Source organism: Christiangramia marina, assembly GCF_048285865.1.
Taxonomy (GTDB): Bacteria; Bacteroidota; Bacteroidia; order Flavobacteriales; family Flavobacteriaceae; genus Christiangramia; species Christiangramia marina.
This window is the reverse complement of record NZ_JBLVTK010000002.1, coordinates 836,145-841,524: the sequence shown is the minus strand read 5'-3', so window position 1 is coordinate 841,524 and position 5,380 is coordinate 836,145. Positions and strand designations below refer to the sequence as shown.

The following is a 5,380-nucleotide window of genomic DNA, read 5'->3' as shown; positions in this document are numbered from 1 at the left end:
TGTCTGGGTTAATAGGAAAAAAGATCGGTATGACCAGCATCTTCGACGAGAATGGGAAAAACATCCCATGTACCGTAATCGAAGCTGGACCATGCCTGGTTACCCAAGTCAGAACCAAAGAGGTTGACGGGTATGAAGCAATTCAACTTGGTTTCGATGACAAAAAGACTGTTAATAAGGCTGCTGAAGGGCATGCTAAAAAAGCAGGAACCGTTGCAAAACGTAAAGTCGTTGAATTCAAGGGATATAGTGAAGATTATAAACTTGGTGACTCTGTTACCGTGGAGCATTTCAAAGAAGGTGAATTTGTGGATATCGCAGGTACATCTAAAGGTAAAGGTTTCCAGGGTGTTGTTAAGAGACACGGTTTTGGAGGAGTTGGACAGGCCACACACGGTCAGCACAACAGATTGAGAGCTCCTGGTTCTATTGGTGCTGCTTCTTATCCTGCGAGAGTATTCAAAGGAATGAAGATGGCCGGAAGAATGGGTGGCGAGAGAGTTAAAGTTGAAAACCTGAAAGTTTTAAAGGTTGTGGCAGATAAGAACCTTTTAGTAGTAAAAGGATGTGTGCCGGGATCTAAGAACTCATACGTAATCATTAGTAAGTAATGGAAGTAGCAGTTTTAGATATTAAAGGAAAAGAGACAGGCAGAAAAGTGCAGCTTTCTGATTCTGTTTTCGCTATAGAGCCTAATGAGCACGCTGTTTATCTAGATGTTAAGCAATATCTGGCTAATCAACGTCAGGGTACTCATAAAGCTAAAGAAAGAGCAGAGATCGCAGGGTCTACGCGTAAGATCAAGAAACAAAAGGGTACTGGTACAGCGAGAGCTGGTAGTATCAAGTCTCCTATCTTCAAAGGTGGTGGACGTGTTTTTGGTCCAAGACCAAGAAACTACGGTTTCAAATTGAACAAGAACCTGAAACGTCTTGCTAGAAAGTCTGCCCTATCAATTAAGGCAAACGACAAGGCTATCATGGTAATTGAAGATTTTTCATTCGATACTCCAAAAACTAAGAATTTTATCGAAGTTCTTCAGGCTCTGGGGATTGACAGTAAAAAATCGCTAATTGTGTTGGGTGACTCAAATAAAAATGTATATTTGTCGTCGCGCAATTTAAAATCCTCAGAAGTTATAAATAGCTCAGAATTAAGTACTTACAAAATACTTAATGCTAAGAGTATCGTCTTCGTAGAAGGATCTTTAGAAGGAATTGAGTCGAAATTAAGTTAATAAACCGTTATGAGCATCTTGATTAAACCTGTTATTACAGAAAAAGCTACTACAGATAGTGAGATGAATAATCGCTTCACTTTTGTAGTAAGTAACAAGGCAAATAAGATTCAGATCAAAGACGCAGTTGAATCTGCTTATGGCGTGTCTGTTACTAAAGTTCGAACTATGAATGTCCGCCCGGATCGCAAGACTAAATATACTAAGTCTGGTATGATCACTGGTAAAACTAATGCTTATAAGAAAGCAGTAGTACAGGTGGCGGAAGGTGAAACAATTGATTTATACAGTAATCTTTAAGATTAAACAATGTCAGTTAGAAAATTAAAACCAATTACACCTGGTCAGCGTTTTAGAGTAGTAAATGGGTATGACGCCATTACTACTGATAAGCCGGAGAAAAGCCTATTGGCGCCGATAAAAAAATCAGGTGGTAGAAACAGTCAGGGAAAAATGACCATGCGCTACAAAGGTGGTGGTCACAAAAGAAGGTATCGTGTAATCGATTTTAAGCGTGATAAGCAGGGAATACCTGCTACAGTTGCTTCTATCGAATACGATCCAAACAGAACGGCCTTTATCGCATTGTTGAATTATCAGGATGGAGAGAAAAGGTATATTATTGCTCAGAACGGGCTTCAGGTTGGACAGAATGTAGTTTCTGCTAACGAAGCTGCTTCTCCTGAGATCGGGAATGCAATGCCTTTGGCAAACATTCCACTTGGTACAGTTATTTCCTGTATTGAGTTGAGACCAGGGCAGGGGGCTGTGATGGCGCGTAGTGCCGGTGCTTTTGCTCAGTTATTAGCGAGAGAAGGTAAATACGCAACTATCAAGTTGCCTTCCGGGGAGATTAGACGTGTTCTTTCACTTTGTATTGCTACAATCGGAGCTGTATCTAACAGTGATCATCAATTAATGGTTGGTGGTAAAGCTGGTAGAAGTAGATGGTTGGGTATACGTCCAAGAACAAGACCGGTAGCGATGAACCCTGTCGATCACCCAATGGGTGGTGGTGAAGGTAGAGCTTCAGGTGGTCACCCACGTTCTAGAAAAGGTCTTCCTGCTAAAGGATTCAAGACCCGCTCGAGAACAAAAGCGAGTAATAAATATATTGTAGAACGTAGAAAGACTAGAAAGAAATAAGATATGGCACGTTCATTAAAAAAAGGACCTTTCGTTCATTACAAACTGGAACAAAAAGTGGCTCAGAATGTTGAGTCAGGAAAGAAAGCCGTGATCAAAACCTGGTCTAGAGCTTCTATGATTACTCCAGATTTTGTAGGACAAACTATAGCAGTGCATAATGGGAAACAATTCGTTCCTGTTTATGTAACTGAAAATATGGTGGGTCATAAACTAGGAGAATTTTCACCAACACGTTCTTTCAGAGGGCATGCAGGTGCAAAAAATAAAGGTAGAAAATAATTGAAGCTATGGGAGTTCGTAAAAGAGAAAGAGCAGAGCAAATAAAAGAAGCCAAGAAACAGGTAGCTTTTGCAAAGTTAAATAACTGCCCTACTTCGCCTAGAAAAATGCGTCTTATGGCGGATTTGGTTAGAGGAGAGAAAGTAGAAAAAGCGCTTCATATTCTAAAGTTCAGTAAAAAAGAAGCATCCAATCGTTTAGAGAAACTTTTAGTTTCAGCTATCGCCAACTGGCAGGCTAAGAACGAAGATGCTAACCTCGAAGAAGCTGAGCTATTTGTGAAAGAGATTCGTGTAGATGGAGGAAGTATGTTGAAAAGACTTCGTCCTGCTCCACAGGGTCGTGCACACCGAATTAGAAAGAGATCCAATCACGTTACATTAGTGCTTGGAGCAAACAATAATACACAAAGCTAAGAGATAGTATGGGACAGAAAACAAATCCAATCGGGAATCGCCTTGGTATCATTAGAGGTTGGGAGTCCAACTGGTACGGAGGTAATGACTATGGCGACAAGCTTGCCGAAGACGATAAGATTAGAAAGTACATCCATGCTCGTCTTTCTAAAGCCAGTGTATCGCGTGTAATCATCGAGCGCACGCTTAAGCTTGTAACCGTTACTATCACTACTGCCAGACCTGGTATCATTATCGGGAAAGGTGGACAGGAGGTAGACAAGCTTAAGGAAGAGCTTAAAAAGATTACCGACAAGGAGGTTCAAATTAACATCTTTGAAATCAAAAGGCCAGAACTTGATGCGCATTTAGTTGCTTCAAGTGTTGCAAGACAAATTGAGAATAGAATCTCTTACCGTCGTGCAATCAAAATGGCTATTGCGGCTGCAATGAGAATGAATGCTGAAGGAATCAAGATTGAGATTTCCGGACGTTTAAATGGTGCTGAAATGGCACGTTCAGAATCATACAAAGATGGAAGAATACCTTTGTCTACTTTTAGGGCTGATATTGATTATGCTTTGATCGAAGCTCATACTACCTATGGTAGATTGGGAATCAAAGTATGGATCATGAAAGGTGAGGTATACGGAAAAAGAGAGCTTTCGCCTCTAGTTGGTCTTGCAAAGAACCAAGGAAAGAAATCCGGTGCCGGACGAGGTGGAAACAAATCACGTCGTAGAAAGTAATTTTTTAAAGGAAAGAAAAAATGTTACAACCTAAAAGAACAAAATACCGTAAGCAACAAAAAGGCCGTATGAAAGGGCTTGCTCAAAGAGGGCACAGACTTTCAAACGGGACCTTCGGAATCAAATCAATGGATTCCAGCTTTGTTACTGCACGTCAAATAGAAGCAGCGCGTATCGCCGCTACCCGATATATGAAAAGAGAAGGTTCTATCTGGATCAAAATTTTCCCAGATAAGCCTATTACAAAGAAACCTCTTGAAGTACGTATGGGTAAAGGTAAAGGTGCCGTGGAATATTGGGCAGCAGTGGTAAAACCAGGAAGAATAATGTTTGAAATTGGTGGAGTGCCGATGGCAACTGCTAAAGAGGCTTTACGTCTTGCAGCACAAAAACTTCCGGTAAGAACAAAATTTGTTGTAGCTAGAGATTATCAAGAATAATATTGGAATTATGAAACAATCAGAAGTAAAAGAATTGTCTGTTGCAGAATTGCAAGAAGAGCTTGGTAAGTCTCGAAAAGCTTATTCAGATTTAAAAATGGCTCACGCTGTTTCGCCTTTGGAGAATCCGATACAGTTGAGAACTGAAAGGAGAAAAGTGGCGAGACTAGCTACAGAGTTAACTAAAAGAGAACAACAATAATTGTTATTCTGCTGAAAGATGGAAAAAAGAAACTTAAGAAAAGAGCGTGTAGGGGTTGTTACAAGTAACAAAATGCAGAAATCCATAGTGGTTGCTGAAGTGAAAAAAGTAAAACACCCTATGTATGGAAAATTCGTTTTGAAAACGAAAAAGTACGTAGCACACGACGAAAATAACGACTGCAACGAAGGTGATACTGTAAAGATCATGGAAACAAGACCTTTAAGTAAATCCAAGACTTGGAGATTAGTAGAAATAATTGAAAGAGCGAAGTAAATCATGGTACAACAAGAGTCCAGACTAAAAGTAGCAGATAATACCGGAGCTAAGGAAGTCCTTACTATCCGTGTGTTAGGAGGTACAAAGAAACGATACGCATCTGTTGGAGACAAGATAGTTGTCAGTGTAAAAGAATCTACACCTAACGGAAATATCAAGAAGGGTGCAGTTTCAACAGCAGTTGTTGTTCGTACCAAGAAGGAAGTACGCAGACCGGATGGATCTTATATCCGTTTCGATGATAATGCATGTGTACTTTTAGGTCCTCAGGGTGAAATGCGCGGTACTCGTGTATTTGGTCCTGTAGCACGTGAACTTCGTGATAAGCAATTCATGAAAATTGTATCATTGGCACCTGAAGTGCTTTAATACATTAAGAAAATGACAAAGCTTAAAATAAAATCAGGAGATACCGTACGTGTAATCGCTGGTGACCATAAAGGTCAGGAAGGGAAAGTACAGAAGGTACTTATCGAGAAGAATAAAGCTATTGTGGAAGGGGTTAATATGATCTCTAAGCATGAGAAGCCTAGTGCTTCTAATCCACAAGGTGGAATTAAGGAGAAAGAAGCTCCAATCCATATTTCTAATCTATCACTTATCGACAAGAACGGTGATACAACGAGAGTTGGTTATAGAGAAGAAGATGG

Annotated in this window: 12 protein-coding genes; all 12 read left to right on the top strand. The window is 40.2% G+C overall.

The window, feature by feature from the left end; translation table 11 throughout:
* Positions 1-611, top strand: a 611-nt coding sequence (gene rplC / locus ACNKXS_RS10475; protein ID WP_417920784.1) for a 50S ribosomal protein L3, incomplete at its 5' end; no start/stop codon positions are given.
* Complete coding sequence (gene rplD / locus ACNKXS_RS10470; protein WP_417920783.1) at positions 611-1,237, top strand: 50S ribosomal protein L4; 627 nt, start codon at positions 611-613, stop codon at positions 1,235-1,237. The genes rplC and rplD, both read left to right, overlap by 1 nt.
* A 9-nt stretch (positions 1,238-1,246) precedes the next feature.
* Positions 1,247-1,537, top strand: a complete 291-nt coding sequence (rplW, locus tag ACNKXS_RS10465; protein WP_026915149.1) for a 50S ribosomal protein L23 — start codon at positions 1,247-1,249, stop codon at positions 1,535-1,537.
* A 9-nt stretch (positions 1,538-1,546) separates the two neighbouring features.
* The gene (gene rplB, locus ACNKXS_RS10460; protein ID WP_298525468.1) at positions 1,547-2,383 is read left to right on the top strand and encodes a 50S ribosomal protein L2; all 837 of its coding nucleotides are present in this window, start codon (positions 1,547-1,549) and stop codon (positions 2,381-2,383) included.
* A 3-nt stretch (positions 2,384-2,386) separates the two neighbouring features.
* The gene (gene rpsS / locus ACNKXS_RS10455; protein WP_011710692.1) at positions 2,387-2,665 is read left to right on the top strand and encodes a 30S ribosomal protein S19; all 279 of its coding nucleotides are present in this window, start codon (positions 2,387-2,389) and stop codon (positions 2,663-2,665) included.
* Positions 2,666-2,673: 8 nt separating this feature from the next.
* On the top strand, positions 2,674-3,081 hold the full coding sequence (gene rplV / locus ACNKXS_RS10450; RefSeq protein WP_011710691.1) for a 50S ribosomal protein L22: 408 nt from the start codon (positions 2,674-2,676) through the stop codon (positions 3,079-3,081).
* 8 nt (positions 3,082-3,089) lie between these two features.
* Positions 3,090-3,809: a 30S ribosomal protein S3 gene (gene rpsC / locus ACNKXS_RS10445; RefSeq protein ID WP_026915151.1), complete on the top strand. Its 720-nt coding sequence runs from the start codon at positions 3,090-3,092 to the stop codon at positions 3,807-3,809.
* A gap of 20 nt (positions 3,810-3,829) precedes the next feature.
* The gene (gene rplP, locus ACNKXS_RS10440; RefSeq protein ID WP_026915152.1) at positions 3,830-4,249 is read left to right on the top strand and encodes a 50S ribosomal protein L16; all 420 of its coding nucleotides are present in this window, start codon (positions 3,830-3,832) and stop codon (positions 4,247-4,249) included.
* A 10-nt stretch (positions 4,250-4,259) separates the two neighbouring features.
* Entirely contained in the window at positions 4,260-4,451 is a 192-nt protein-coding gene (gene rpmC, locus ACNKXS_RS10435) for a 50S ribosomal protein L29 (protein WP_026915153.1), read from the top strand.
* Positions 4,452-4,469: 18 nt separating this feature from the next.
* Positions 4,470-4,727, top strand: a complete 258-nt coding sequence (gene rpsQ / locus ACNKXS_RS10430) for a 30S ribosomal protein S17 (RefSeq protein WP_026915154.1) — start codon at positions 4,470-4,472, stop codon at positions 4,725-4,727.
* Positions 4,728-4,730: 3 nt separating this feature from the next.
* Complete coding sequence (gene rplN, locus ACNKXS_RS10425; RefSeq protein ID WP_141876840.1) at positions 4,731-5,099, top strand: 50S ribosomal protein L14; 369 nt, start codon at positions 4,731-4,733, stop codon at positions 5,097-5,099.
* A gap of 12 nt (positions 5,100-5,111) precedes the next feature.
* Positions 5,112-5,380, top strand: a 269-nt coding sequence (gene rplX, locus ACNKXS_RS10420) for a 50S ribosomal protein L24 (RefSeq protein WP_417920782.1), incomplete at its 3' end; no start/stop codon positions are given.

What these genes read in the sequence shown, in the direction of transcription:
- rplD (WP_417920783.1), top strand. Translation starts at nt 611, where the DNA reads ATGGAAGTAGCAGTTTTAGATATTAAAGGAAAAGAGACAGGCAGAAAA.
- rplN (WP_141876840.1), top strand. Translation starts at nt 4,731, where the DNA reads ATGGTACAACAAGAGTCCAGACTAAAAGTAGCAGATAATACCGGAGCT.
- rplP (WP_026915152.1), top strand. Translation starts at nt 3,830, where the DNA reads ATGTTACAACCTAAAAGAACAAAATACCGTAAGCAACAAAAAGGCCGT.
- rplB (WP_298525468.1), top strand. Translation starts at nt 1,547, where the DNA reads ATGTCAGTTAGAAAATTAAAACCAATTACACCTGGTCAGCGTTTTAGA.
- rpsC (WP_026915151.1), top strand. Translation starts at nt 3,090, where the DNA reads ATGGGACAGAAAACAAATCCAATCGGGAATCGCCTTGGTATCATTAGA.
- rpsQ (WP_026915154.1), top strand. Translation starts at nt 4,470, where the DNA reads ATGGAAAAAAGAAACTTAAGAAAAGAGCGTGTAGGGGTTGTTACAAGT.
- rpsS (WP_011710692.1), top strand. Translation starts at nt 2,387, where the DNA reads ATGGCACGTTCATTAAAAAAAGGACCTTTCGTTCATTACAAACTGGAA.
- rpmC (WP_026915153.1), top strand. Translation starts at nt 4,260, where the DNA reads ATGAAACAATCAGAAGTAAAAGAATTGTCTGTTGCAGAATTGCAAGAA.
- rplV (WP_011710691.1), top strand. Translation starts at nt 2,674, where the DNA reads ATGGGAGTTCGTAAAAGAGAAAGAGCAGAGCAAATAAAAGAAGCCAAG.
- rplW (WP_026915149.1), top strand. Translation starts at nt 1,247, where the DNA reads ATGAGCATCTTGATTAAACCTGTTATTACAGAAAAAGCTACTACAGAT.